General features: G+C 66.3%; 26 protein-coding genes. 13 read left to right on the top strand and 13 right to left on the bottom strand.

Going from position 1 to position 26,520, the window contains the following annotated elements; translation table 11 throughout:
* Positions 1-96 precede the first annotated feature (96 nt).
* Positions 97-270, top strand: a complete 174-nt coding sequence (locus tag NV1_RS27360) for a CsbD family protein (protein ID WP_067897406.1) — start codon at positions 97-99, stop codon at positions 268-270.
* A gap of 71 nt (positions 271-341) precedes the next feature.
* Positions 342-536: a hypothetical protein gene (locus NV1_RS27355; protein WP_373864659.1), complete on the top strand. Its 195-nt coding sequence runs from the start codon at positions 342-344 to the stop codon at positions 534-536.
* Between the two features lie 523 nt (positions 537-1,059).
* Here NV1_RS27355 and NV1_RS27350 read toward each other — a convergent pair.
* Positions 1,060-1,347 carry an amphi-Trp domain-containing protein gene (locus NV1_RS27350; protein ID WP_157117402.1) on the bottom strand — a complete coding sequence of 96 codons (288 nt, stop codon included), beginning with the start codon at positions 1,345-1,347 and terminating at the stop codon, positions 1,060-1,062.
* Between the two features lie 299 nt (positions 1,348-1,646).
* On the opposite strand from NV1_RS27350, the gene NV1_RS27345 reads away from it, so the two are divergent.
* From NV1_RS27345 to NV1_RS27330, 4 genes are all read left to right on the top strand, one after another.
* Positions 1,647-2,090, top strand: coding sequence for a Fur family transcriptional regulator (locus NV1_RS27345; RefSeq protein ID WP_067897400.1), 444 nt, complete (start codon positions 1,647-1,649; stop codon positions 2,088-2,090).
* A 39-nt stretch (positions 2,091-2,129) separates the two neighbouring features.
* Entirely contained in the window at positions 2,130-4,373 is a 2,244-nt protein-coding gene (gene katG, locus NV1_RS27340; protein ID WP_067897397.1) for a catalase/peroxidase HPI, read from the top strand.
* A gap of 178 nt (positions 4,374-4,551) precedes the next feature.
* Positions 4,552-5,034: an adenosine-specific kinase gene (locus NV1_RS27335; protein WP_067897394.1), complete on the top strand. Its 483-nt coding sequence runs from the start codon at positions 4,552-4,554 to the stop codon at positions 5,032-5,034.
* A 228-nt stretch (positions 5,035-5,262) separates the two neighbouring features.
* The gene (locus NV1_RS27330; protein ID WP_218027218.1) at positions 5,263-5,574 is read left to right on the top strand and encodes a hypothetical protein; all 312 of its coding nucleotides are present in this window, start codon (positions 5,263-5,265) and stop codon (positions 5,572-5,574) included.
* Positions 5,575-6,047: 473 nt separating this feature from the next.
* Here the strand turns inward: NV1_RS27330 and NV1_RS27325 are convergent, their stop codons facing one another.
* The 5 genes from NV1_RS27325 to NV1_RS27305 form a co-directional block, all read right to left on the bottom strand.
* Entirely contained in the window at positions 6,048-6,965 is a 918-nt protein-coding gene (locus NV1_RS27325) for an AraC family transcriptional regulator (protein ID WP_067897391.1), read from the bottom strand.
* Between the two features lie 96 nt (positions 6,966-7,061).
* Positions 7,062-8,726 carry a bifunctional 3'-5' exonuclease/DNA polymerase gene (locus NV1_RS27320; protein WP_067897388.1) on the bottom strand — a complete coding sequence of 555 codons (1,665 nt, stop codon included), beginning with the start codon at positions 8,724-8,726 and terminating at the stop codon, positions 7,062-7,064.
* Positions 8,727-8,778: 52 nt separating this feature from the next.
* A complete protein-coding gene (locus NV1_RS27315) occupies positions 8,779-9,294 on the bottom strand; it encodes a PNPOx family protein (protein WP_067897383.1) in 516 nt (171 codons plus the stop codon).
* A gap of 211 nt (positions 9,295-9,505) precedes the next feature.
* Positions 9,506-11,164, bottom strand: a complete 1,659-nt coding sequence (locus NV1_RS27310; RefSeq protein WP_067897380.1) for an ABC transporter permease — start codon at positions 11,162-11,164, stop codon at positions 9,506-9,508.
* Positions 11,161-12,105: an ABC transporter ATP-binding protein gene (locus tag NV1_RS27305; protein WP_067897377.1), complete on the bottom strand. Its 945-nt coding sequence runs from the start codon at positions 12,103-12,105 to the stop codon at positions 11,161-11,163. Before NV1_RS27305 ends, NV1_RS27310 begins: the two co-directional genes overlap by 4 nt.
* Positions 12,106-12,528: 423 nt before the next feature.
* Between NV1_RS27305 and NV1_RS27300 the strand changes: the two genes are divergently transcribed.
* Entirely contained in the window at positions 12,529-13,092 is a 564-nt protein-coding gene (locus tag NV1_RS27300) for a nitroreductase family deazaflavin-dependent oxidoreductase (RefSeq protein ID WP_067897373.1), read from the top strand.
* Positions 13,093-13,094: 2 nt separating this feature from the next.
* Positions 13,095-13,772, top strand: coding sequence for a PNPOx family protein (locus tag NV1_RS42505; RefSeq protein WP_084525822.1), 678 nt, complete (start codon positions 13,095-13,097; stop codon positions 13,770-13,772).
* Between the two features lie 62 nt (positions 13,773-13,834).
* Here the strand turns inward: NV1_RS42505 and NV1_RS27290 are convergent, their stop codons facing one another.
* On the bottom strand, positions 13,835-14,125 hold the full coding sequence (locus NV1_RS27290) for a hypothetical protein (protein WP_245713950.1): 291 nt from the start codon (positions 14,123-14,125) through the stop codon (positions 13,835-13,837).
* Between the two features lie 77 nt (positions 14,126-14,202).
* Here NV1_RS27290 and NV1_RS27285 point away from each other — a divergent pair, with 77 nt between their 5' ends.
* Both NV1_RS27285 and NV1_RS27275 read left to right on the top strand, forming a co-directional pair.
* Positions 14,203-14,577 carry a dihydrofolate reductase family protein gene (locus NV1_RS27285; RefSeq protein ID WP_067897371.1) on the top strand — a complete coding sequence of 125 codons (375 nt, stop codon included), beginning with the start codon at positions 14,203-14,205 and terminating at the stop codon, positions 14,575-14,577.
* Positions 14,578-15,490: 913 nt separating this feature from the next.
* Positions 15,491-16,369: an alpha/beta fold hydrolase gene (locus NV1_RS27275; protein ID WP_169813409.1), complete on the top strand. Its 879-nt coding sequence runs from the start codon at positions 15,491-15,493 to the stop codon at positions 16,367-16,369.
* 120 nt (positions 16,370-16,489) lie between these two features.
* Here the strand turns inward: NV1_RS27275 and NV1_RS27270 are convergent, their stop codons facing one another.
* Complete coding sequence (locus NV1_RS27270) at positions 16,490-17,671, bottom strand: CapA family protein (protein ID WP_067897363.1); 1,182 nt, start codon at positions 17,669-17,671, stop codon at positions 16,490-16,492.
* 610 nt (positions 17,672-18,281) lie between these two features.
* Here NV1_RS27270 and NV1_RS27260 point away from each other — a divergent pair.
* The gene (locus NV1_RS27260) at positions 18,282-18,680 is read left to right on the top strand and encodes a DUF4870 domain-containing protein (protein WP_067897356.1); all 399 of its coding nucleotides are present in this window, start codon (positions 18,282-18,284) and stop codon (positions 18,678-18,680) included.
* Between the two features lie 311 nt (positions 18,681-18,991).
* Here NV1_RS27260 and NV1_RS27255 read toward each other — a convergent pair whose 3' ends face one another.
* Together NV1_RS27255 and NV1_RS27250 are read right to left on the bottom strand one after the other, a co-directional pair.
* Complete coding sequence (locus NV1_RS27255) at positions 18,992-19,591, bottom strand: dihydrofolate reductase family protein (RefSeq protein WP_067897353.1); 600 nt, start codon at positions 19,589-19,591, stop codon at positions 18,992-18,994.
* An 87-nt stretch (positions 19,592-19,678) separates the two neighbouring features.
* Entirely contained in the window at positions 19,679-19,978 is a 300-nt protein-coding gene (locus NV1_RS27250) for a hypothetical protein (protein WP_067897350.1), read from the bottom strand.
* Between the two features lie 181 nt (positions 19,979-20,159).
* Here NV1_RS27250 and NV1_RS27245 point away from each other — a divergent pair, with 181 nt between their 5' ends.
* Positions 20,160-21,197, top strand: coding sequence for a sigma-70 family RNA polymerase sigma factor (locus NV1_RS27245; protein ID WP_067897346.1), 1,038 nt, complete (start codon positions 20,160-20,162; stop codon positions 21,195-21,197).
* Between the two features lie 242 nt (positions 21,198-21,439).
* On the opposite strand, the gene NV1_RS27240 is transcribed toward NV1_RS27245, so the two are convergent.
* The gene (locus NV1_RS27240; protein WP_084525821.1) at positions 21,440-23,017 is read right to left on the bottom strand and encodes a glycoside hydrolase family 172 protein; all 1,578 of its coding nucleotides are present in this window, start codon (positions 23,015-23,017) and stop codon (positions 21,440-21,442) included.
* A 278-nt stretch (positions 23,018-23,295) separates the two neighbouring features.
* Complete coding sequence (locus tag NV1_RS27235; RefSeq protein WP_157117400.1) at positions 23,296-23,658, bottom strand: hypothetical protein; 363 nt, start codon at positions 23,656-23,658, stop codon at positions 23,296-23,298.
* Positions 23,659-23,865: 207 nt separating this feature from the next.
* Between NV1_RS27235 and NV1_RS27230 the strand changes: the two genes are divergently transcribed.
* Positions 23,866-24,210: a YrdB family protein gene (locus tag NV1_RS27230; protein ID WP_067897336.1), complete on the top strand. Its 345-nt coding sequence runs from the start codon at positions 23,866-23,868 to the stop codon at positions 24,208-24,210.
* Positions 24,211-24,366: 156 nt separating this feature from the next.
* On the opposite strand, the gene NV1_RS42495 is transcribed toward NV1_RS27230, so the two are convergent.
* Entirely contained in the window at positions 24,367-26,340 is a 1,974-nt protein-coding gene (locus tag NV1_RS42495) for a WD40 repeat domain-containing protein (protein ID WP_169813408.1), read from the bottom strand.
* Positions 26,341-26,520 lie beyond the last annotated feature (180 nt).

Genomic DNA, 26,520 nt, shown 5'->3' with positions numbered 1-26,520 from the left:
GATATCTGCCGGCCCCCGTTTGGAAGCCCGGAAACGGTCTATTGCCAGAACTACCGGCAGCATCCGGCGGCCGGGTAACACCGATAGGTGAACGTAATGGGCTTCACGAACAAGGCGAAGAACAGGGCCGACAAACTCACCGGTCAGGCCAAGGAAAAAATCGGCGAGATGACCAACAACCCGAGGCTGCGGAACGAGGGCAAGGCCGACCAGGTCAAGTCCAACCTGAAGACCACGGCCGAGAAGATCAAAGACACCTTCCGGAAGTGACTGAAATGAGAAGCTACACAAGCGATCGCCGCGCGATGTACGCCGCCAGGTCCCCACTCGCCCGGCTCGTCATGTCCTTAGTCCTGATATGGCTGGTCATCGGCGTCATAGCAGGCTGGCAGCGCCACTATTACGACAGCGCCCCCACCAATTGCGCAAGCACCGGAACCATAGCGGTAACCATCGTCGCCGGCCCCCTGAACTACCTCGGAGTAAACCCGAAGATCGCCGACTGCCACGTCGACGTCCCTCAACCCAGCCAGTAACTCAGCCCCGTACCGAGGCGATCCTACGTGGGTACCGGGTCGGCCGGTGTGGTATCGACATCGCACCGGCCCCGGCTCGGACATGCTCACGCCCGGTCAGGCCGGTGACATACCGCAGATCCCGCCGCTGCTGGACGGCCTCGGCGTTGCGCCGACGACGGACCGGTTCGTTCGGTCCCGAACGTGATCGATGGCGACGTCCCCGTCGTCGCGACCCTGCACGCACTGGGCTCGGCCGCCGAGGCGAACCTGCTGCGGCAGGAGCTCGCGCCGGACTGCCTCCCGGAGAAGCTCGTACGCCGCCTGGAACGCGCGGCCGACGGCGCGGCCCAGGAGGGCGGGGACATCGCCGTCGAGATGGCGACCGAAATCGCCGCCGCAACTCAGGGACTTCGGGCACGGGCGGCCCCCGATCGTCCGCGGCGAGCGAGGTTTGGGCGGGATCCGTCCGAGTCCTTGTCGGGGCCGCCGACGATCCGCGGCGGGGCGCCCGGCCCGTGGCTGCTGCCCGGACTCTGCGGGTTTACTGCGGCTGCGCGGAGTGGTCCGGTTGGGCGGCAATCGTTTCCAGCGCGCTCTGTCGGTCGGCCCAGGTGAATTCGACCTCGACCTTCCAGCCGGTGTCGTCCTTGCTGCGTTCGATCTCCAGCTCCCGGATCACCTGCTGGGGCACGCTGACGGCACCGCCCATTCCGGCATAGCCCAGCTCCCCACCAGCGTCGAGGTCGCCGGCCAGGCGGCGCAGTTCGGCAGCCAGCTCGGCCCGGGTCAACGTGCGATGATCCTGGTAGGTCTTCCGATGCTTCGACATGCTCTCCAGCACACTCCCGAGGCCACCGTCGCGACCAGGGTCGAACTACCCGCGGCCCGTGCACCGAAGGGCCTTCCGGCGTCCGAACACCGTCACCGCAGACGGCACCGACCTCCACGACCCAGCCCGCTCTCGAACTCGAACGCCGACCTCCGAGGCAACGAACAGCGCGTCGCGTCCGGCAGTTTGCCAGGGTCGCACCAGCGCGCGAATCCGATCCCACAATCGAGATAGCGACACTTTTATGGGTTTGCTAAAACCTTGCTAAACGCCTGGTTGAATGGGTCATACTTCAGAGTGTGTCCACGACCCCGGACTTCGAGGCAATGTTGCGCAGCTCTGCGCTGCGGGTGACGGCGCCGCGGATAGCGGTGCTCACGGCGGTGTATCGCAGACCGCATTCGGATACGGATTCGATCATCGGGCTGGTGCGCGAAGCGCTGGGAGCGGTGTCTCATCAGGCCGTCTACGACGTGCTTCGGGCCCTGACCGCGGCGGGGCTGCTGCGGCGCATCCAGCCGACGGGCTCGGTGGCGCTCTACGAGACGCGCGTCGGCGACAACCATCACCACGCCGTCTGCCGAGAATGCGGCGTGATCGCCGATGTCGATTGCGCTGTCGGCGAGATCCCCTGCCTGACCGCCTCCGACAGTCACGGTTTCGTCATCGACGAGGCCGAAGTCGTCTATTGGGGTTTGTGCCCTGCCTGTTCGAACTCTCCCTCCGCCCAACATCATTCATGACCGAGAGCCCGAATTCGCTTGCTATCGAAAGGAATTGACGTGCCCAAGGAGAACCCGGAACACCCACCCATTGGAGAGGCCAGCACCGAGCCCGGCGTGAGCGGCTGCCCGGTCGTCGGCAATCTGAACTACCCCGCCGAGGGCGGAAACAGCAACCGGGAGTGGTGGCCCAACCGGCTCAACCTGCGAATCCTGGCGCAGAATCCCGCGGTCGCCGACCCGATGGGCCCCGACTTCGACTACGCCACGGAATTCGCCACCCTCGATGTGGACGCGGTCCGCCGCGACCTCCAGGAACTCATGACCACCTCGCAGGACTGGTGGCCGGCCGACTTCGGCCACTACGGGCCACTGTTCATCCGGATGTCCTGGCATGCGGCCGGCACCTACCGCATCCACGACGGCCGTGGTGGCGCCGGCGCGGGCATGCAGCGGTTCGCACCGCTCAACAGCTGGCCCGACAACGCCAGCCTGGACAAGGCCCGCCGCCTGCTGTGGCCGGTCAAGCAGAAGTACGGCCCGGCGCTGTCGTGGGCCGACCTGATCGTGTTCGCCGGGAACGTGGCATTGGAGTCCATGGGCTTCGAGACCTTCGGCTTCGGCTTCGGCCGCGTCGACCAGTGGGAGCCCGACCAGGACGTGTACTGGGGGCCCGAGCACACCTGGCTCGGCGACGAGCGTTACACCGGCCAGCGAAACCTGGAAAGCCCCTTGGCCGCAGTGCAAATGGGCCTGATCTATGTCAATCCCGAAGGGCCCAACGGCAATCCGGACCCGTTGGCCGCGGCGGTCGACATCCGGGAGACCTTCCGCCGGATGGCGATGAACGACGTCGAGACCGCGGCGCTCATCGTGGGCGGCCATACCTTCGGCAAGACCCACGGCGCCGGTGATGCCGATCTCGTCGGTCCCGAGCCGGAGGCAGCCCCGCTCGAGGAGCAGGGCCTGGGCTGGCGCAGCAGCTTCCGCACCGGCGTCGGCGCGGATGCCATCACCAGCGGTATCGAGGTGACCTGGACGCCGACACCGACCCAGTGGGACAACAGCTTCCTGGAAACCCTCTACGGCTACGAGTGGGAGAAGACCAAGAGCCCGGCCGGGGCTTGGCAGTATGTGCCGAAGGACGGCGCCGGGGCCGACACCGTGCCCGACCCGCAGGGTGGGACGCGCACGCGCACCCCGTCGATGCTGACCACCGACCTCTCGCTGCGGCTCGACCCGATCTACGGGCCGATCACCCGGCGCTGGCTCGACCATCCCGAGGAACTCGCCGAGGAATTCGCCAAGGCTTGGTACAAGCTGATCCACCGCGACATGGGCCCCAAGGCCCGCTACCTCGGGCCGCTCGTCCCGGCCGAGACGCTGCTGTGGCAGGACCCGGTTCCCGAGGTCGATCACGAATTGGTCGGTCCCGCGGAGATCGCCGACCTGAAGAGCCGCATCCTGTCCTCGGGATTGACTGTGCCGCAGCTGGTTTCAACGGCATGGGCGGCGGCGTCGTCGTTCCGCGGCAGCGACAAGCGCGGCGGCGCCAACGGCGGCCGGATCCGGTTGCAGCCGCAGGCCGGGTGGGAGGTCAACGAACCCGACGAGCTGGCGCAGGTGGTGCGCACGCTCGAGGGCATTCAGGAGTCGTTCAACTCCGCCCAGTCCGGGAACATGCGGATCTCGTTCGCGGACCTGGTCGTGCTCGGCGGTGTCGCGGCGGTCGAGAAGGGCGCCGGGGACGCCGGATTCGACATCACGGTGCCGTTCACCCCGGGCCGTACCGACGCTACGCAGGAGCTGACCGATGTCGAGTCGTTCTCGCTGCTCGAACCGGCCGCGGACGGCTTCCGCAACTACGTCGGCAAGGGCACCCGGCTCCCGGCCGAGTACCTGCTGCTGGACAGGGCGAACCTGCTGACACTCAGCGCTCCCGAGATGACCGTCCTCGTCGGCGGCCTGCGTGCACTCGGCGCGAACCACAAGCAGTCGGCGCTGGGCGTACTCACCGCGAAGCCGGGGACGCTCACCAACGACTTCTTCGTGAACCTGCTCGACATGCGCACGAAATGGGAACCGTCGCCCGCCGACGACGGCACATTCGTCGGTAGCGACCGCGCGAGCGGCGAGGCGAGGTGGACCGGCAGCCGCGTCGACCTCGTCTTCGGCTCCAACTCGGAGTTGCGCGCGGTCGCGGAGGTGTACGGCACCGACCGTGCCGGGGAGAAGTTCGTGCGCGATTTCGTCGACGCCTGGACCAAGGTCATGAACCTCGACCGTTTCGACCTGCACCGGTAACACCACCCAATTCGGGCAGTCGCGGTATGCGATGCCCCGGCGAGCCACTCGCCGGCGCATCGCATCCGAGCGAGCGCCTCCGCAACGCGGACGTGCGATTGCCGGAGCTCGCCGACTTCGCAGCGATCACCGCCGACCTGCCCTTGTGCAGGTATGTAGCTGGGGAGACGATGGAGCGATGGAACTGTCTGCGGTGCGCATCGAGAAGCCGGATGATCAGAACGTGATCGTCGGTCAGGCTCACTTCATCAAGACGGTCGAAGACCTTCATGAGGCGCTTGTAGGGGTCGGTCCCTATCTGAAATTCGGGCTCGCATTCTGTGAAGCATCCGGTCCGCGGTTGGTACGCCGGTCGGGCAATGACGACGAACTGGTGGAGCTCGCAACGAAAAACGCGCAAACCCTCGGTGCCGGGCACTCGTTCATCGTGTTTCTGCGCGAGGGCTTCCCGGTCAACGTATTGAACGCGGTCCGTCATGTGCCGGAGGTGTGCGGCATCTTCTGCGCCACTGCCAATCCGGTCGACGTTATCGTCGCGGAGACAGAACTGGGCCGCGGCATCATCGGTGTGGTCGACGGCTCGCCCCCACTGGGGGTGGAAGGCGATGCGGACGTGGCCGCCCGTACACGTTTACTCCGCCACATCGGCTACAAACTCTGACGCGAGCTGATCGACCCTGTTCTCCGACCACGCCCTCGGGGCCGAGTCCAGCGGCTCCGATTACACTGCACTACAACAGGTTCGATGACGCGGGCGAAGATCGGGCAACGCACCACGAACCTCCCGGATCGCACCGATCGGCGGCCCCGGGCAGCGAGACGACCAACGCCGTAGCATTGAGCCTGGCTACCCATGACGTAACCGTACGAGCGACGGCGGAGGCGAAGTATGACCGACGAGGAAATCGTGGTCGCGTTCGCCCTGACCAGACTGGACAACGCGAACAGCGACCTCGATCTGGAAGACGTTGCCGCCCTGGTGGTGCGCCGCCTGACCCCCGACCAGATGCTCGACCTCGCCACCCGCAACCTCGCCGAACGAAACGAGCTACGGGGGGGCGCTGTTCGAGTCCGCGGTCGAGCACGTCCTCAGGACCGTCCTGACCGCCCGGGGGCCTGTCGACTGACACGCCCGAGGCACCGACAGCAAGCCGTACACGACCCCGGTCAGCGCCTCCCTACGGCCGGTCGCAGCAGGTGACAGAGCTCCCAGCTGCTGATGCGGCCTTCACCGGCGACGCCGAGCTCGCGACGGCGCTGACCATCATCGAGTCGGTGACTCGCCTGTTCCTGAAGTCGGGTTACGACGGCACTTCGCCGGCACCCAATCCTGGAACCTCGACATCGATGAGGACGTGCAACCACAGCCGGGCGACTTGCGGGCGGCCCGACCACCCTCGGGCGCCGGTTTGCCACCCTGCTGGGCAGACCGGGTCGGCAACCGCTTGCCGGAGATCGTGACAAACCTGCCAGGATTCGGCCGAATTCCCGGCTAGCTTTTCTCTACGTCTGCCTCGGTCGACGAACCCCACACGACAACCGGGTTCATCGCTCGCGGGCACGGCCGCCGTCCCGACGGGTTCGCCCCGTCGTACCACGGCCCGGCCCGCATATCGTCGCCGTGAAGGGGGCGGCGACGGTGTGCGGTCGTGCCGCAGCATGACGATCGGGTATTCACCGGCCGCGAGATCGGCTGCGGCGCATCTGTTTCGGAGGCGGTCCGACGTATTCCCGGCGGAGCGCCTCCAGTAGACCGCTCGGTCTGGAGTACCCCGCCGCGCGGGCAATGGCTTTCATGTCGGCGGGTTCGGGCTGGGATAGGCGGTCGAACGCGCGCTCGAGGCGGATGGCGCGCAGCAAATCGGCCGGCGCCTGGCCGAACGTTTCGGTCAGCGCGCTGTACAGCGTCCGCCGGGAAACCTCACACATCTTGACGACGGCGTCCACTGTCAGCCGGGGATCGTCCGCGTGGTGCTCCATGATCTCGCGCGCCCTGACGGCCAGCAGAGCACGTCGATCCGCGGGGCCCGGGGGCGGGTTGAGCACCCCGTTCAGTGATCGGAGCGCGTTGTCGTACGCGATGGTGAAATCAGCTGTGGCCCAGTGCCCGTGGTGGGCGTGCAGTTGGGTGATCTCGCTCAGGAGCGACTGGACCAGGGGCCGACGGGGATCGAGTACGAGCGGGGCGTTCTCCGCACCAGCGTGCCCCACGGCTTCTCGCGGGACCGTCATGATCAGTGCCCGCATCGGCGTGTCGTGGTCCAGGACCACGCGCTCGCCCCAACGCAGGAACGCGATCGTGCCGGGTTCGACGATTTCCGCGGAGTCGCGCTGGCGTACCTTGAACTCTCCTTCCACCGGAACCATCAGCCGGAAGTTGTCGTCGCCGCCGCGCACTTGCCGATCGGTTCGCCGGTAGTGCACGGGTCCGGACACGAAGTTCACGAGTTGCTTTGCCGGACCTACCGATTGAGCAATCGTGGACCAGGTGAAGTCGCCGGCCGAGTCGCTGCCACGGAACGCCACACCGGTGGGGCCCTGTCGCGTCAACAGATAGTCGCGCCAGGAATCCCTTCGATCCTCGGTCGTCATGGAATCCCTCGTCGAGTCGGATTCGGATTGATAACCGTGCTCCACGGGACTCCTCCTCTCCTGCGAGTCCGGGCGTCCCACCGCCGCTGGGGCCGTTCATTTGGCGTCGCCGTAGCATTCCACTACCGCTGTGGTGCAAGGGAATCGCACCGGCGTCGGCCCGAAAGCGATCGTGCCCGCGGTATTCGCCGCCGTCGCGATCGCTTCGACGACCGTTGCCGCTTCCTCCCGCGGGCAGTGCACAATCACCTCGTCGTGCTGGAAGAAGACCAGTTCGGCGCGCAGACCCGCGCGGTGCATCGCATGCCGCAGACCGGCGAGCACGAGCAGCGCCCAGTCCGCGGCACTGCCCTGCACGACGAAGTTCCGGGTGAACCGGCCGCGAGCACGCGCCGCGGACGTGCCGCCGTATCCGCTCGCCGCCTCCTGGTTCGGGTCGGCCCGATCGATGGACAGCGCGGGCGAGCAGGTGCGGCCGAACCACGTTCGTACCAGGCGGCCTTGCTCCCCCGCCCTGGCCGCGTCATCGACGTACGCCATCGCGGCGGGATATCGACGGCGGAGCTCGGCCATATGGGTGAGCGCGTCTCCGGAGGTCTGGCCGTAGATGGCGCCCAGCATCGCGAGCTTGGCCTGTGCGCGATCGCCGCCGAAGGCACGCGTGGCCAGATCCGCGTACAGATCCACACCGCGCCCGGCCACCTCCATCAAGCCCGAATCGCGGGAAATCGCCGCGAGCACACGCGGTTCCATCTGGTCGGCGTCCGCGACCACCAGCCGCCAGCCCGGTTCGGCACGGATCGCCTGCCGGACCACCTTCGGAATCTGCAGGGCGCCACCGCCATTGGTGGTCCACCGGCCCGAAACCGTGCCGCCGGGAAGATATTCGGGCCGGAACCGGCCCCCGTGCACCCACTGATCGATCCAGGACCAGCCGTGCGCGGTGTACAGGCGGTAGAGCGATTTGTAGGCCAGCAACGGCGCCACCGCCGGGTGATCGATCGCCTGCAATTCCCATTTCCGAGTGGAGGACAACGTGATTCCGGCTCGGGCGAAGGCCCGGATGATATCGGCGGGCAGATCGGGGCGCACCCGCACACCGCCGAACGCACGGGACACCTCCGCAGCCAGCTCCGCCATCCGACGCGGCTCCGCATCGCCCGAAACCCTCTCTCCCAGAAGTGAATCGAGCAGCGATCGATGAATATCGGCACGCCACGGGATCCCGGCCCGGGACATTTCCACCGCCACCAGCATGCCCGCGGACTCGGCCGCGAGAAGCGTCCACATTCGCTCGGGGTGTTCCGTCTCGGCCGTGCGGGCCACCTGCCCCGCGTAGACCTCCAGCAGCGCGGTGAGCTCGTCGACACCGGCCGGCAGCGACACCCCGCCCGACTCGAAAAGGGTCGGCTGTGTCTCGGCGGCGCGGGCGGGAGCGTCCGGCGGAACCGGCAAACCGTGCCGTCGCGCCCAGGCGGCAGCCAGCGAACGAGCCTGGCCGGACTGCCCCTGCTCGTGCCCGATCAGCAGCGCCTCCGCGGCCTCGACGTCGTAGCAGCGATCCACCCGCACACCGGCCGCCAGCAGGCGGCGGTAGATGTCGGCCGTCGATCGCCAGACCCACCGCTCGACCTCCGGGCGTGAGCGCACCGCCTCGGCGAGCGAGGATTCGGTGACCACCGGCCCCGCGGGCCGACCCGCACTGTCCAGCGGGCACAGCCGTGCCCCGCCCTCCCCCGCCTGCGCGATCGCCCATCTCATGTGCCGAGTCTTGCAGTGAGCACAGACAGATTCGATCAGTGCTGCCGTTCGCTCACCACAGCGGCCGCGCGCGAGCACAATGGTGCACTCGAGACCTGGTCGCCAAGTGTTCGATCCGGAACACCGGGTAGTCCGCGGCGATTCGCCGGTAATCGGCGATGGGATCATTCGGCGCGACCGGCATGTGTGGCCGCGCACCGGGGGCTATCCGCAGGTAGCGCCGCAGAATCGGAGGGCGGTCCTCGGGCTCCACCTCGATCAGGCGGACATCTTCGCAGCGCCCGTGACGCACCACCGCCCGACCGTCGGCAGCAGTCAGATTACGCACCCAGTTGACGTTCGGGCCCAGCATCGACACCACATATCGCCGGTCATCGACCTCGGTCAGCACGACCGGCAACCAGATCAAGTGCCCGCTGCGCCGCCCGACGACGCCCAGAGCGGCGACCCTGCGCGGCATGACTCCCCGCGCGAACAACCACGCCGACGCCCGATTCTGCAACCGGGCGAACCGATTGGGCCGACCGGTCCGATACAGCCAGCGCAGGTAGTCGCTGTAACTCAGCATGGCGAACTCCTCGGGTACGCAGCACAGAACCTCGGAACGAGCCTGCCCTCTCGCACATTCGATCCCTGGAGCTGGAGGGCCCCGGACCCACTCCGGCGACCTGATCCACGTCCACATCAAGGAAATCAGCAATATCCCGGCTGGCCGCATCATGATACGCACCGGTCGGCGCGCTCCATGGCGGCAGCGGGGATGGCCCGGTCGGCGATCATCAGCGCAGGTCGCGACGACGGAAACCGGCTGCTCCGACACCCACGAGTACAGCCGCGATCAGTAGCATGATCACCACTGGCATCGCGCGAAACGACTCGGCCGGCAACTTGGGCAGGTGACCGTACGGTGAGCAATCCAGAATCCATTGCGGCATACCGGAGATCGAGCCGAGCAGGTACACCGCGATGCCCGCGGTGAAGATTCCCCACGCGACGGGCGCCCAGCGCGGCAGCAGCCCGAACAGCAGGACGGTGATACCGGTGAACACCCATACCGCTGGTAGCTGGATCAAGGCCGCGCCCAGCACCCGCGGCAGCTTCCCGCGAATGTCGTGTGCGTAGGCGCCGTAGACCAGCCCGGCGCCTACGCCAGAAACCACGAGCGCTACAGCCGGTCCGGCGACCGCGTAGACCAGATGCGATGCCGCCCAGCGGATTCTGCCGACGGCGCCGGACAGGACGGTTTCGGCGTGGTCCGCGTTCTCCTCCGAATGCAGCCGTAGTGCAGCCGAAATCGAATATGCCGTCGCCATCATGCCGACCATGATGTAGGCGATGGCGACGAACGCGTCTTCGAGCGCCCGGGTACCGCCCAGCCGGGCGATGATGTCGTGCAGGGCCTGATTGGAGCCGAGTTCGTTGCCGACGCCGTGCACGAGGCTGCCGAAGACCAGCCCGATCAGGGTGGTTCCGAGGGTCCACATCAGCAAGGCGCCGCGCTGTAGCCGCCAGGCCAGCCCGAACGGCCCGCTCAGCGCCGGCCCGCCGGTGCGCGGGCCGGGCCGCTCGGCGATCAGCCCGGCCCCCAGGTCACGGCGGCGCAGCAGGGTGTACGCCGCCGCGATGAGGACACCGGTCGTTACGATGTGCAGCAGTAGAACTGTCCAGTGGTCACCGGCGTAGGGCCGCACCTGCAGTGACCAGCCCTGCGGCGACAGCCAGGTGAGCGGGCCGGCCGGCCCGTCGGCAGCTCGGACATCACCGAAGGCGCGCAGGAAATAGGTCGTCACCAGTACCGCGAAGGCGATACCGCGTGCGGTACGGGCGCTGGCGCTGAGCTGGGCGGCGACCGCGGCGACGCCGGCGAACACGATGCCGGATCCGGCCTCGGCCAGCCCGAATGCCAGTGCGCCGTTACCCGGCACACCGGCCGCGGTGATGCTCGCGGCGCCGATCAGCCCGGTCAGTAGCGCACCGCCGCAGGCCACCAGCAACGCCGCAGTGAGGTTGGCCAGGCGTCCGACCCGTGTCGAGGCCATCAGCTCCCCACGCCCGGTTTCCTCCTCGGCGCGGGTGTGCCGGATGACGACGAGGATCGTAGCGATCGCGATGAGGGTGTGGAACACGCCCGCCTTCCACACGCCGACCATGCCCACGGTGGTGTTGTAGACCGGGCCGTACATCGCCAGCTGCGCCGGACTGGTGTTGATCGCATATGCGAACTGCACCCGGTCGGCCAGTGTCCCGTAGACCTTCTCGATGCTCTCGACGTACACGCTGCCCAGCGGAATCGACAACAGTAGCACCCACAGCGGCAGCACGACCCGGTCGCGCCGCAGATACAGCCGCAACAACCGCCGGGTACCGGCGAAATCCGATGCCCCCCGGGCGGGTTCGGCCTGCTCCGGGCGGTGCCTGGTTCCGGTCGCGGTGGTCATTTCGAGGCATTCTCCAGCGTCCGGTTCGCCGCGGCCGTATCGGCGGCGCCCGTTTCGCCGCCGAGCGAATAGTGGCGTAGGAAAAGCTCTTCCAGAGTCGGTGGCCGGCTGATCAGGCTACGGATACCGGTGTCGCCGAGCACGCGGATCAGCTCGCCGAGGTGTTCACTGTCGACCTGGCAGTGCAGGGTACGGCCTTCGATATCGAGATCGTGGACGCCCGGGACGCGGCTCAGATCGCCTGGATCGCCGGTCAATTCGGCCTTGATCGAGGTCCGGCTGAGATGGCGCATCTCGGCCAGCGTGCCGCTTTCCACGGTCCTGCCGGCGCGGATGATGGTGACTCGATCGCACAGCGCTTCCACCTCGGACAGGATGTGGCTGGACAGCAGGACGGTCACCCCGCGGGCGGCGGCCTCGCGGGCGCATTCCCGAAATACCTTCTCCATCAGCGGGTCCAGGCCGGAGGTCGGCTCGTCGAACAGCATCAGCCTGGCCATGGAGGAGAACGCCGAGACCAGGACGACCTTCTGCCGGTTACCTTTGGAATAGGCACGGGCTCGCGTGCGCGGGTCGAACTCGAAACGCTCGGTCAGATCCCGGCGCCGTGCCGGGTCGAGTCCGCCGCGCATGCGAGCCAGCAGATCGATGGTCTCACCACCGGACAGTGACGGCCACAGAGTGACGTCGCCGGGAACGTACGCGACGTCGGCGTGCAATGCGACCGCATCGGCCCACGGGTCGTGACCGAGTACCCGGACCTCACCCGAACTGCGGGCCAAGATACCCAGCAGAATGCGCAGCGTCGTGGTTTTGCCCGACCCGTTGGGGCCGAGGAAGCCGTGTATCCGCCCTTCACCGACATCGAGGTCGAGACCGTCCAGAGCCCGCACATGTCCGAACGTCTTACGCAGATTTCGGACAACGATAACCGACGACATCGAAACTCCTTATAAGGTCAGCGTTTACGACTTCTCCTCGCGAGCTTTCGGCATAACGAACGCGGCGAAACGTGGCGGCTCTCCGCCTAGCGGCCTACTTCGCCCGTTCCCGGATACCACCCTGGCCCAGTCGATGATGCGCCGTTGGCGACCAGTGAACCAGGGCCGTTGGGCATACCGCGCCGAGTCGATCGACCCGCTGTGCCTGCCATTGCGCGGCGATCAGCACGTGCGTCCCGAGATCCCGTCGAGGTGCGGGCCGACGGGGGTAGTGCGCGAACGCCCCGACGATCCGTGCCGACTCCGGCGTGTGGGTTCATCGTCCGATCGACGAGCGACCTGGCGGGTCCTGGGCAGCGATGACCTTCGTCTCTGGTGTCGCGCCCGGTGCCCGGTGTGAGCTTGTCGAGGAAGGAGGCGCTCATGAGCAGCGACAATGGATTCGGTCGGCAACGGCTCGCCGGCGTTGTTCTCGTCGTGGTGTCGGTTCTGGCCGGTGTGGTGCTGGCGTGGCTGGTGATCTTGCCGAGGATCGTCAGGCGGTACCGGGACACCCTGCTCGGTCGCGGTCCTGTCCGAAAGCTGGTGCACAGGTACAACGACACGACCCGCGCGATCTCCGGCACCGAGCGATCATCCTGGGGACTGCTGACCCACGTAGGGCGTCGCAGCGGCCGCGTCTACCGGACGCCGCTGGGCGCGCATCCCTACGGTGACGGCTTCCTGCTGCCCCTGGGCTATGGCACGCACACCGACTGGTACCGCAACCAAATGGCCGCGGGGACGGGCGAGCTCGCCTGGAAAGAGCGCACCTACCGGCTGGAGCGGCCGGAGATCGTTTCCGGGCGCGAGGCAATGTACGCGTGGCCGACGCGGGACCGGCTGCTATTGCGGCTGGCCGGAATGCACGAGTTCGTCTGGCTCCATGCAGGCGCGGACCAGCCTGCACAACCGCAGGCCGAATCACCGGTCGAACACGCACAGTGACCATGCGCTCTCGCACCGTGACTCGACACCGCGGCAAGCTGGGGTCGATCCCCGCAGGGGTGCCGCACACCGGTCCGTGCCGGTACTCCGGCGCCGAAGCCGCCATCGGGTGCGGCACCCGATGGCCGGGAACGGAGCGGGAGACCTCCTCGGTCGGCCGGACCTCGTCGGCGCAGATGTTGCGGATGCTGGTGTCGGTACCTGTCATTGCGATCGGCGTCGCCCTCGCGTGCTATCTGCTCTTGCTCGGTTACACCGGGCTGATGCGGTTGGGTTGGGTCAGCGACCGCACGCGCCGGTTCAGCAGAACGGTGAATCGGCGTCTGCCCGATGGGATCGCCGGAACGCGCCTGGGGATGCTGTACTTCGACCTGAGCGTCCTGCACCATGTGGGGCGGCGCAGCGGCAGGCCGTATTCGACGCCGCTGAGTGCCTTCCCGCTCGGCGATGGCTTCGTCCTGGCGGTGGCCTACCCCCGGGTCGACTGGTGCGAAAACGTGCTGGCCGCCGGAAGATGCACGCTCACCCGCAACGGGGAACATCATGCGCTGGAACGGCCCGAACTCGTTCCGATCTCGGACGCGCTGAAGGCATATCCGCTACTGGTGCGGCCGTTCATCCTTGCGGCCGGAATGGACAAGTTCCTGTGGCTACACCGCTCGGCACCGGAACAGTCCTGACGCCGACCTCACACCGTGTCGGACAACTATCAACCGCGGTATGTGGCTCCGGCGGCGGTTGCTCAGCTGGCGGGGATGGCGCGTTCCACGATGGTGTGCACCAGTTCGGCGGCGCGCTGGTCGTCGAAAACGCCTGGGAGGGTGAGGCGTTCGAGGATGAGCCAGTTCAGGGCGAGGTACAGCAGCACGGCGGCGTCCTCGTCGCCGGGCAGCTGCGATTCCCGGTAGTTGCGGATGTTGAAGTCGAGCTCCGCGCGCACTCGATCGGTGAGCAGGGCCTGGAGTTCGGGCCGCCGCGTGGCCTCCAGCCGCAGTTCGAGGATCGCGAGATAGCCGGTGTGGAAGGTGGACACTCGCTCGACCAACGTTCGCCCGCGAGCACGTCGGCCTGCCGCTCGATACGCCGAACAAGACCTTCGACACTGTGCTCATGGGCCGGGGCAGCTATGAACCGGGCCTCGCGGTCGGCGCCACCAGCCCGTACAACCACCTGAAGCAGTACATCTTCTCCAGCACCCTCGCACCGGTGGACAACCCGCGGGTGAAGATCGTCGACACCGATTCGGTCGAGCTGGTCCGGCAGCTGAAATCCGAAGAGGGACTGGATATCTGGCTCTGCGGAGGCGGCAATCTGGCCGGGCAGCTGCTCGGTGAGGTCGATCGGCTGATCATCAAGAGCTACCCGGTGATCGCCGGCGAGGGCGTGCGCGCCTTCGCCGGTAACTTCTGCCCGACGCAGTTCACGGTCACCGGGCGCGAGGAATTCTCCAGCGGCGCGCAGGTCACCTGGTGCGACCGCGCATGACTCGTTCTACCGCCATCCCCGCCCACCAGCTTCGTGTCAGGCGATACCGATAGGCGAAAGCAGCACGCGTGGCAGACCCTGTGCGATCACTTGGCAGCGGAATTGTCCGAAGCGGAGCGCGGGCGAACGTCGCCGTGCATCACCGCTTCCCACCAGGAAACCAACGGACTGGGGTCAGGCCACACGACCGAATTCCGAGATTCATCGTCCGGGTGCTCGGGCCTGTTCTGAACCATGGAGTGCTCCTGTCCGTTGGATCGGGCGGCCGCGCCGATCCCGACACGGACGTCCATGTCCCATTCTCGCCGCGGCGCCACTCGCCGGACAGGGCAGCACGACACGCAGAGTGCAGGACTTTCGTCTCCGGCGATTCCGCTCCGGTCGCGCCGCCGACGATCGCGCTGCGTGCGCGGTCACTCCGCCCGCCCGCGCACCGCATGCGCAGATCCGTCGACAGTCCGTCGGTGCCGCAAGCATCGGCCACTGCCGCGGCTGCCATCGCCTGCTGCGCGAGGGCACTCCGCAGTGGATCGACGACTACGCCGGTGTCGACGACGTCCCGCACGAACCGAGGATCACCAAATCAACACGCGGCTGTGATCCATCACATCACTTCCCGTGTATGGCGAAGCCGGTATTCGCGAAAGGCGCGTTGCCGCGGGAGCGGCAAGCAGCACAGCACGGGATCGGGCGATGCCGAAAGTCCCGGGATCGAGAAACGGTCTACCCGGACATGCCCGACGTTGCGCCCTTCCGACCGTATCCACTCTCCGACGATTCTCGATATGAGTTCGCTTTCTGTAGTGGCGGGACAAGTAGAAGCCCCTGTCGCTGTGGCTCCGCTACGCACTGCCTCGATGTGCGGGGTCTGTTCACACACTGACGCGATAGCCATGCGGTGGTAGGTATGGACATGAAACAGTCACCACAGCCCGACTCTGCTCGACTACGGTGGCGGTCGATCTCGGTCGAGGGCCGCCTCACCCGATACGCGAGCGGCGGGCATGGCCCCGACGTGCTGTTCTTGCATGGCTGGGGACTCGGCGGACGCGCCTACACTCGCCCGCTCAAACAACTCATCCGCATGGGAGTGCGCGTATACGCGCCTGCGCTGCCCGGGTTCGGCGGCACCGCCGGCCTACCGACCGAGCAGCGAACCCTCACCGGGTACGCCTCATGGGTCGGCCACTTCGCCGACGCGATCAGCCTGCCCCGGCCGGTGACCGTGGTCGGGCACTCCTTCGGTGGCGGCGTCGCGATCAAAACCGCCCACGACCTGCCCGACCTCGCCGCGCGGCTGGTACTGGTGAACTCCATCGGCGGCTCCACGTGGACCGACGACCGTGGAATCGCACGCGCGCTGCGCGACCGCCCGCTGTGGGACTGGGGCCTGCACCTGCAGGCCGATCTGCTCCTCGGCCGCCAACTGACCCGCGTCATTCCGGTGATCTTGCGCGATGCGGTGCCGAACATGCTGCGCAACCCGACCGCAGTATGGGAAGTCGCTCACCTCGCCCGCACCGCCAATCTGGCTCCGGAACTTGCCGCGCTGGCAGAACGCCGGCTACCCGTCTTCGTGGTGTGGAGCAAACGCGATACGGTCATCCCCGAATCCACCATCATGTCGCTGCAGACCGCCCTCGGTGACCCGCACAGCATCACCGTGCCCGGCGGGCATACCTGGCTCATGTACGAACCGCGCGCCTTCGGCGAACTCATCACCAACGTGATCCGCGAACCGGACACCGGCCCGATGACACCGCCGGACCTGCAACAGAACAATCATGGATGAGAGCGGACATCCCGGCCGTCGACAGATCCCGTTCACGGCCGCACCAAGCGCTCGCGGCACGCGCGAGATCGGGCAGGCAATTCACAGAATCACGCTGGATGACAACATTTTTCGGCAGCGTTATTCGTGGGCGTGGGGTGGCGACGTGCTGCGGGCGAAGTGACCGGCGAACAAACCTCGAGTGTGCTCGGCGACCAGCAGCCCATCCGGTCCCGCCACGATCCCGGTGTGGAATGGGCGGCTGATGTGATCCATTGTGGCGCACAACCACTCGGCTTCGGCGGCACCGGCGGGTTCCAGGCGCATCCGCCGGATCCGCAGCGGCAGCATCCGCACCCCCGAGTCACCTCCAGGGGCAACCGAGACCACGAACAGTAAGTGCAGGTCCGGGTGATACCACTGGTAGCCGCGAATGCCTTCGTAGTCGTTGATCAGATCCCCGCACCCGTACAGGATCGGACGGCCGCGGTAGAACTCGAGCGGGCGCGGATGATGGCAGGAATGCCCGTGCACGACATCGATACCAGCGTCGATCAGCCGGTGCGCGAACACCATCTCGCTGTCGGCGACGCCATACCCCCAGTTCGGTCCCCAATGCACCGACACCACCGCCACATCACCGGCCCGCTTGTGCGCCGATACGATCGCAGCGACCTGATCCGAGGCGGCCGGTGACGACAAGTCGTCGATGCGCCATACGCCGGGGCGGCGCGGTTGGGCCGCCCACGACCCGGGCACTCCGCTCGAGGCGGCGGCGACCGCCGCAACGATGACATGCCGACCGTCGTCGAGGTCGACGACCGCAGGCCGGTACGCGTGATCGCGGGTGAGACCCGCGCCGGCGGTGGCGATCCCGGCGTCGGCAAGTGCGGTGAGGGTGTCATACAAGCCGCGAGGCCCGAAATCGAGGACATGATTGTTGGCCAGCACGCACACATCGGGCCGCCCGGCCGACAGGGCTGCGATATTTCGCGGACTTATCCGATAGTGAATGCCCTTGCCGCGAGCGAACTCCCCATCCGCGGTGATCGCGGTCTCCAGATTGATCACCCGGGCGCCGATGTCGAGGTGACCCAGCATCGCCGAGACCTCTCCCCACGGCCAGGCAGGTGCGACAGGGCGGGGAATCGGGCCGCTTGCCTGCTCGGCCAGCTCCACGTAGCGGCGGGCGTCGTCGACGCAAGGTTCACGCAGCTCCGGATCGACCGGATGGGCGAGAACCTGATCGATGCCGCGACCGAGCATCACATCACCCGCCAGCGCCAGCAGCACCGGACCGGGCTGAACCGGCGGGCTGGTCATCTTCCACCTCGAGCCAGGTCGGCCGAATCACAACCCCGGGCCAGAACGGTAACGCGGTCACGATGTGACCGGGCGACCTCGAACGCGACCGGAACCCCGCCACGTGGCAGTCCGAACACGACCACATTCGCGTGGGAGAGCAACCGAACATACGCCGCGAGCCGACCGCCTGCGTCAGCGCGATCGCGGAACAGCATGGCAACCACCTCCGGACTCTCTTCGTCTCCCGGTCCGCCGCACCGTGTAGTGACCACGCTCGACGGCGTCGCGCACCTCACCGGACGAGGACAAGTCCGGTAACAGGATCATCTCCTGTGGTGGGCTGGGGAATTTCTGCGCACCACCCGATTCCACCGCCATCAGCCGATTCCAGACAGAGTCCGTGGACCGCGCCCGGTGTGACGATCGTCGTGCGGCATGCGGACCAAGACTGCGGTCCCACATCACATCGACCAGACGTGCCGGTGAACCCACCGCGACCGCAGCCGACGACGACCGGTTGCGCGTTCTCGGACTCCGCCGGCACCGAGCGCGCGGGCTCCTCAACCACCAGCGCGGTCGTGCTGAAAGTTGGGATCGGTAGGAGGCGCGCGCCGGATCTACTCACCCCATGACATCTTCTCAACCTCCCGCGAACCAACCGCAGTCCGCCGGCCCGGACAAGAAGACCAGCGCGATCCTGTCGTACGCGCTGGGGTGGCTCACCGGAATCATCTTCCTGTTCGTCGGGAAGAACGATCCCGATGTGAAATTCCATGCCTCGCAATCGATCGTCTTCTTCGGGGCGGTATCGATGGTCAATATCGTCCTGAGCATCGTCGGCTCGCTCCTCGGGGTCCTGGGGATCATCTTCAGCCTCGCCGGACTCGCGGTCGCGATCTTCGCGGTCGTCATCTGGATCATGGCCATGGTCCAGGCGAACAACACCGGCGGGGTCCGTGCGGGGCTTCCCATCGTCGGAAAATTCACTGCCCCTTATGCCGATCGGTTGGCCAACTCGATCGAATAGCGGCGCATTCGAAGTCCCAGCCGAATTTCGTAATCGATGATGCTGTCGGCATCCCTGCACGGGAGCCGGATGCGACAGTCTGGAGATCAACGGCCCGAGCTCAGCTCGGGCCGTTGGCGTCCGCGCAGAACGGGAGCGCACTTGCCGAAGAACCACCGCTCGGAATTTCGCAGGTCCGTTCGGTTCGAGCTGATTGTGATCAGTTCCAGATGCCCTTCGTGAGCCTACGGCGTTCCCGGCCCCACCGGCCGCATCGTGTCGCTATCCCAGCAGGTCAGCCGGGGGCGGGTGGTACAGGCAGTGTTCCCCGTTCAGTTCTTCTCGAATTCGTAGGTGCAGAACAGCAGGCCGTCACCGAGTTTTCGTGTGTTGACCAGGTGTAGCGGCTTCGTGTCGCTGTTCTCGTCGAAGATGCGCAGGCCGGTTCCCAGCACTACCGGGAAGACCACCAGCCGCAATTCGTCGGCCAGGTTCTGTTCCATCAGCATGCGCACCAGCTGATAGCTGGCATAGACCAGGATTTCCCCGTCCACTTTGCGCTTCAGTTCCGAGATCTCCTTTACCGGATCGCCGTTGAGGACCGCGGTGGCGTTGCTCCACCGAGGATCATCGAGAGCCGACGACACGATGTACTTGGGCATGCTTGTGATTCTGGCCGCCCACTCGGGACCTACACGCACATCCGCGCCCGCGAGCGCCATCCGGGACGCGAACCACGCACTGGTCCGCCTGCCCAGCACCAGTGCCTCGGCGCCCAGCGCTTCCTCCGTCTCGCGGGTAACCCAGTCTTCGAGGTCCTCGGCCCCCACGTACTGGTGGAACCAGCCGCCCCGCTCGAAGCCCTCCTCGCCGTCCGGGTCTTGGACCACGCCGTCGAGTGTGACATTCGAGCTGATGACAATCTTTCCCATTTCCGTGCTCCTTTGACAATGTTGACAGTGGTTGTCGGCTGTTACCGGTCTCGACGGCGCGCCATCGTTACGGTCGGGGCGCGGCGCTCACGACCCAGCCACTTCCATCACGGGGCCGACCTCGACGCCGCCGCCGACCCGCAGCGCCGGGCAGTCCTCGGCCAACGCCAGCGCGGAGTCCATGTCCTCGGCGGACACCACCGAGTGGCCGATCATCCGGGAGCCGCTACCGCCGACCTCGCCGAGTGAGCCGTACTCGGTCACTGCATGGCCGACGTCCACCAGGGCCGAGCCCAGCCCGCCGAACCAGGCCCGCCAGTCGGCCGGCGTCCCGGCGTCGGGCCTGTAGTCGGAGGGCACACGGTAGGAGAAAACATAGTTGGCCATGATCTGTGGTCCTGTTCTGTATCCGGGGGCGCGCCCCGGATCGGGACCGCCTCTGAACAGGTAGACGCCGGCCCGGCAATGAGATTGGGCGCGTGGACACCGCCCAATTCGCGGGCCCGACGGCGTCGACATCAGTAAGCGAGCCGAACGCGGCCTGCGGAAAGAAGAAGAGCGAGGATGCATGGAGATAGATACGACGGACCTGATCGCCCGGGCTCGGGCCGGCGACCACGACGCGTTCCGCGACCTGGTCGAAGTGCACTCCCACGAGTTGCAGGTGCACTGCTACCGCATCCTCGGGTCACTGCAGGACGCGGAGGACGCGCTCCAGGAGACCCTCGTGTCCGCCTGGCGTAGCCTCGGCGAGTTCGGCCGGCGGTCCTCGCTGCGGACTTGGCTCTACAAGATCGCGACCAATCGCTGCCTGGACATGCTGCGCGCCGACAGTAGACGCCCCCGCATCGCTCCCCCGCTGCCCGAGGCCACCCTGCCCGAACCCACCGGCGCCGGCGACCCGCCCTGGTTGGAACCCTACCCCGATGTCCTTCTCGACCGCTTCGTCGACCAGCGCCCCGGACCGGAGGCCCGCTACGAGACAACCGAGGCCATCTCGCTGGCCTTCATCACCGCCCTGCAACTGCTGCCGCCGCGCCAACGCGCCGCGCTCGTCCTGCGCGACGTCCTTGACTATCACGCCGCCGAAGTCGCCCGGATGCTCGATGCGACCCAGGAATCGGTTCAAAGCGCCCTCAAACGCGCCCGCGCCACCGTCGACAACCACCTCGCCGACGCCGGCGGCACCGGCGGCGGCAGGCCTGCGCGCCAACCCGACACCGCGGCCGAACACCGGCTCGTCGCCCGGTTCACCGACGCCCTGGAACGCGCCGACCTGGACACTCTGATCGAACTGCTCGTCACCGACGTGAGACTCTCCATGCCCCCGGCCATGCTGGAATACCGCGGCATCGAATCCGCACAGCGCCTGTTCGCAGCCGTTGTCTTCCGCCCCGGCCGCACCTACCGCGTGGTACCCACCCGTGCCAACGGCCAGCCCGCCTTCGGTTTGTACCTGGCAGACCCCCACGCAAGTGTCTACCGCGCCTACACCCTCCTGGTCATCGCCACCGCAGGCGACCACATCACCGCCATCACCGGCTTCAGCAATGTCAATGTCATGACGCGCTTCGGACTACCCCGAACTCTGCCCGAAACAGATTGACAGACTTCCGGCGCCACCCGCCGTCCGCGCCTGAAGGTGTGCGGACGCCGCTGTTCGCCGGCAAGAGGGTCGTCGCTCACGCGGCGACGACCGCTCTCGCGGGGCCCGGGTAACGGGCCCGAGAGCGCTCGGCCATCGATTACTCGATGCACATATTTCGGCACCAGGTATTCGGCCGGCGCGGGCACACCAACGGCCGTACGAAGGAACGGCCTCAGCTACCCCGCTCCTCGTTCGCCGGACTACCGGTACAGGAAGGCGGTCGAACTGTAGTCGGCCTGCTGATCATCGTCGAAGGGGCCGTGCTGGATTCCGAACCGTAGGGAGAACAGGTAGTTCACGGCGTCGGGGAGCATCAAGCGGTACGCGGTCAGGCAGTAATCAGCGCATCCGGGGCCACTCGAGCGCTCGGTGGGCGAACCGGTCAGCGGCAGGCTGAAACGCCGTCCGAAATCGAAGAACCAACCGCCCTCGTAGAAGTCCTCGGTGCCGGTTCCGGGGATCTGCGGAGTCGATGCGCCATCCACATAGGCGCGTTCATTACCTTCCAGGAACGCCGGCCACCGAATACCCGACGACGTACCGATTCGGTGACCACGCATCGTGTGAGATACCCCGACGAACTTGCCGTGCCCCAGTTCGTCGGCGAAACTCCAATCCTGCCCTGGCACAGTCGGTCCCGCGTGTGAGTGAGTACTGAAGTGTCCCGCCGCGCCGGTGGCCAGCGCCACTGCCCACAGCGGATCCGGGTCGACCACCATATCGGTGTCGACGCCACGCACGGGCACTCCCGTCGTATTCACCAGGCTCACAGTGACGTTGGCGATGAACGGCATCGGCCACCACGCCGAGAGCCATCCGCCGGGAGCGAGATCTGCCCCGAACATCAGTGACCGCACCGGAATCGCGCCGGGAGTACCGAGGCCGAGGCCGAAGAACTCCGAGACCGGGGCATCGACCGTCTGCCGGCCATCGAAGCCGATTCGCAAGCGCAATCCCGTGAACGCGGCCTCGCTGGGCATCCTCAACCGCAGTGCCGACACAGCGCCCGGGCCTGCCGCCCGCGCCACCGGCACTGTCGCGCCGGGCAGGATATCGACTGTGCGCGTTTGCCTTTGCGCGTTGGCCTTGGGCGGCTTGGGATCACTCATGCCCGCCCTGCGGAGCATGGCCAGCACATCCTCGGCGCGGTCCGAGCGGTCGAAGGTCCGCACACCGATCGGATCCGGGAACCGGCGGTAGGTCACGTGGTAATACTGCAAATTCCTCGCGATACTGACGCGCATCGAATCTCGATACGGCATAGGCACTTTGATGTATACACCGCCCGGCGAACGACCGGCGTCGGCCACCAGCGGAAAGGCGAACGGCGCACCGACCGAGCCGCTCACCACAGCCTGCAACGGCGCATCGAGGACGATTGCCCCATCCAGTTCGATACGGATGTTGCCCATGGATGCGACATTCCCACGGTCCCGCGTGAACCAGATCGAATCGATCTCGCCGGGACCATGATCCTCGGCCACCACACATCCCGCACCGCCGCCGTGCAGACAACCGCCGCCGCCGTCGTTGTTGCCACCGCTGCGGTCATAACTGGAGAACTGCTGCGTCTGCACCCCGGGGGCCAGGTACGGCAACCGATCCAGCTGTCGATAGGTATCCCAGCCCACCAGTGCGCCCGGTGTCGGGGCGAATGGTTCCGCATGGACCGACACGGTCACCGCCGCCGGCAATGCCGCCGCACACGACACGACAGCCGCGCGCAGCACGGCCTTGCGCAGTGTTCGACGGCAATTCTCGATTACACGTAACGGCATAGGCCGACCTCCTCGCCGGGCGGCGGTCTGCGAAGCAACGGCACGATCCTGCGAAGGTATCAGCGCACCCAGGCAGAACCGCGGAGCTCGTGCCGCGTCGGCGCGTATCGGTCAGGAGTCGGAGCGACCGGTCCAACCACCTCATCCAGCCGGCGACAGATCGCCGGTCTGCGCCGTGGATCCATGAATGGTGTTGCCGACGAAGCCTTCTCGTCACCTACGCAGCAATAGTCCAGCAGAATGCGAACGGCACGTCGCCAGCGCCGAACCACGCGAGGTCACACGTCGGCCGTGCTCGCCGAACTCGGTGATGGTGATGATGTTGCGGCACTTGTCCTCTGGCTCGCGCTCGGCACGGCTGCGGGCCCGAACAAGGACAGCTGTGTGGCGGCGGGCGCGATACTGGCCCCGAGGATGCGCAGACACCGCGCGCAAGTGACCGGGGCCGAGGTCGGACGTAGGACATCCGGGTCCCACCCGGACACCCCGGTGTGGCACAGCAGCTCCGGCGCGAGTTCCGCCCCGACCCACTGCCCGAGCTGCACCGCGTGCACGGTCCGGCCGCTACGGACGGTCGCGTGCGCAGCCGCAGTCCCGAAGCGCGCCCGCGCGCCCGCGGCGAGCGGGCCGATATCGGTCATGCCCGGGACGATAGCGCTAGGCTCCGACATTCCGGACTCGGCAACAGAAGGCACGCACGTCGTCCGGACGGAACTGCGACGCTGCCCGAACCTGATCCGGCTATCGGCGTCCCACCCTGGGAGGCGGCGACTTGACGAAGTCGAACCAGCCGTACACATTGCTCTCATCAGAGAGCGTTGCTCTCACGTGCCCGAGGGAGAACGGAAATGCAGGAAGCCTGGAAATGGGCCAACCTCACGCTGGCATTCGTGATGGAGCTGGTCGCGCTCGCGGCGCTGGGGCTGTGGGGCTGGACGACCGCCGGTGCGACTCCGATCAAGTTCGTGTCGGCTGTGGTCGCGCCTCTGCTCGCGGCGCTGGCCTGGGGCCTGTTCGCGGCGCCGAATGCGGCATTCCACTACCCACTGCTCGCGGGCGTCACCAAAGTCGTGGTCTTCGGCGGTGCTGCGGTCGGGCTGTGGGTCGTGGGCTACCGAGCGGCCGCGGTCGTCTTCGTCGCCGTCCTGGTCGCGAACCTGCTGGCGATCCGGCTCGGGCACCTGACCTCGTGAGCAGTTCCGGCTACGCGTGGCGTCCGATCGTGTGGGGAACTCGAACCACGAGCGGGCTTTTCGCCTGAAGGAGATTGCGTAGAGCAGGTGTTGCTGCCCTCGACTTCTAGTACACCTCGCCCCTCCGCGACTGTGAGGGTCCGATGACCCATCCGCTCAGCGGGTTTGGTCCCGCGCGTCCGGGAGGTCCGGGCAGGTCTTGATGTAGTCGATATCCGGTGAGACCCATTCTCGCCACTGCTTGTGGCTCATGTTCTGCGTGAGCTTACTGCATAGCTGATGCTGAAGCGGCAGGCAGATTTTGTGGTAGTCCTTCTGGAGTGACACCCAGTTTCGGTACGGCTGGTGGCTGATATCGATGGCGAGCTTTCTGCAGGGATCCGGCGGGGGCACCGGCGCCGGCCAGACCCGTACCGTTCCGTCGTGGCTGCTGGAAACGATGTTCTTTCCGTCGGGACTGAATGCCAGCCCTTGGATGAGATCTTCGTGCGCGCCTATGCCCGCACCAACAGTTACGCCATTCACGGCATTCCATAAGCGGAACGTTCCGGATGCATCGCCTGTGACCAGAAAGCGGTCATCAGGGCTGAAGGCCACGCTCGTCACCTGCTGTTGGTGAGACATAGTTGGCCGGCTCATCAGTTTTCCGTCCTTGGCATCCCACAGCATCACGGTCCCATCTTGACCGATGGTGGCGATGCGGCTGCCGTTGTGACTGAATTCAATGTCATACGAAATCGAATTGTGATCCTCGAGGGGAACGCCGATCTGGTCGCCGGTACGGGCGTTGAACTGCATAACTTTCGAGCCAACTGCGGCGAATATCCGCTCCCCATCCGGGCTGTACGTAATAGCGTAAACCGCATACGGTTGTTGCTTTAATGACAGCATCCATTGACCCGTACCGACGTCCCACACCTGAATGGCACCGTCTTCGTGAGATGTGGCGATACGCTGGCCATCGCGGCTGAATGCAGTCCCTTCAACAGGACCACGTCCGGTAGGCACATTGAGGATCTGCTCGCCGGTATCAACGTTCCAGAGTTGAAGTGTTCCGTTTTCGTCGGCGATTGCCATTCGGCGCCCGTCGTAGCTCAAGGTATCGCTGGATTTACCTTTACTGGCAAGTGGCGGGCCGATGGCAGCCCCGTTTGCCGCGTCGTACACCTGCACGGTGCCGCCCCCGTCGGAAAGTGCGATGCGAGTTCCATCGCCGCTGAATGAGGCACCGCCAAGCTCGGGATATTCGATAAGCGGATGAACTCGGGGCCAATCCCACCGCCGGATTGTTCCGTCCAGGCTCGTGGAATAGATCTGGTTGCCATCAGCACTGAACGCCACATCCCGAACGGGGGCGGTATGGCCGCGCAGTGGTTGGCCGACAAGCTGGAGTGGGTCGACCTTCCACAGCCGGAGGGTTCCGTCTTCGCCGCCGGAGATGACGTGATGCCCGTGATGACTGAACGCCAAGCTGTCCACTGTAATTTTGTCGGCGTCAACCGGTTCGCCAATAGGCCGAGCCGTATCGGCGTCCCACAGGCCAAGTTTCCCGCCGCCGTGCGCGGAAACCAGGCGATGGCCGTCAGGGCTGAATGCGAGGCTGGTGACTTGCGGCTCGTGACCACTCGGCACATCGATGGTGAGTGCCCGACCGATCGGTTGACGAGTGTCGGCATTCCACAACCGTATGGAGTTGTCGTCGGCCCCGACTGCGAGACGCTCGCCATCGTTACTGAACGCTATCTCATCAACTTTCGGCCGCTTCGATTGGCCGGCCAGTGGTTCGATAGTGAGTGGCCCGCCGATGGGTTGGCCAGTGGCTGGATCCCAGATGCGAACAGTCCCGTCGGGACTGCCAGACGCCACGCGGCGACCATCAGGACTGAATTGAACTGCCGTTACCCATTGTGAATCGTCTGGTTTGGAGTGGCTGATCAGTTGGCCAGTTTGTGTGTCCCAGATGACAATCTCGCCCTCGTCGCCTCCTGCGGCAATACGCTTGCCGTTGGAACTGATCGCGAGAGAGTAAAGCTTATTCTGCGAGCCTGTGAGAGGTTTGCTGATAGCCGCGTCGTCTTGTGTAATACTCCAATTTTCGATCTGACGCCGATCGCTGCTGATTGCCGCCATGCGACTTCCATCGGCACTCAACTTCGGGTATATATTCATCATTCCAGAAAAATCGCGGATTCCTGGAGTTTTGATGACCTTGCCGGTGCTGGCCCGGTTTACCGCTGCGACATAGAGAGGGGCCGAGCCAGGGGTATTCTCGAGCGACTGGGCAGCAAGCAGCTCTTGAAAAGCCCGGAT

It is taken from the genome of Nocardia vaccinii NBRC 15922, assembly GCF_001613305.1.
In the GTDB taxonomy this organism is placed as follows: domain Bacteria; phylum Actinomycetota; class Actinomycetes; order Mycobacteriales; family Mycobacteriaceae; genus Nocardia; species Nocardia vaccinii.
The sequence above is the reverse complement of the archived record's forward strand: the minus strand, read 5'-3'. Positions and strand labels throughout refer to the sequence as shown.